The sequence below is a fragment of the Rhodococcus sp. LB1 genome (assembly GCF_001583455.1).
Classification (GTDB): Bacteria; Actinomycetota; Actinomycetes; order Mycobacteriales; family Mycobacteriaceae; genus Rhodococcus_F; species Rhodococcus_F opacus.
In genome coordinates this window covers 121,429-121,705 of sequence record NZ_LTCZ01000301.1, presented here as the reverse complement: position 1 = coordinate 121,705, position 277 = coordinate 121,429, and the positions used below count along the sequence as shown (strand labels likewise).

Annotated in this window: 1 protein-coding gene; it reads right to left on the bottom strand. The window is 59.9% G+C overall.

Annotated elements, in window-relative coordinates; genetic code table 11:
* Nucleotides 1–33 precede the first annotated feature (33 nt).
* The gene (locus tag AZG88_RS53015; protein ID WP_179443173.1) at nt 34–186 is read right to left on the bottom strand and encodes a hypothetical protein; all 153 of its coding nucleotides are present in this window, start codon (nt 184–186) and stop codon (nt 34–36) included.
* Between the last annotated feature and the right edge of the window lie 91 nt (nt 187–277).

Here is a 277-nt window from a genome sequence, read left to right as displayed (position 1 = left end):
GGATCGCGATGTTCGCCAACGATTCGGTATACATCAGATGGCCACCTCGATCCCATGATCGGAGTTCAAATCGCAGCTGAGTTCCTCGGACAGGTCGAAGAACTCGAAGGTGCGGCGGGGCACCATCACGTGGTCGAGGAACACCGCCAGCGGTGTCGCGGCGGTTCTGAAAAGTGTTGTGATCATGAGGGTTCCTTGGTGTCGCGGGTGACGCAGGACGCGGCGAGGACCTCGTCCGAGAAATCGGGGGCCAGCCTGCCCTCGACCAACATCAACT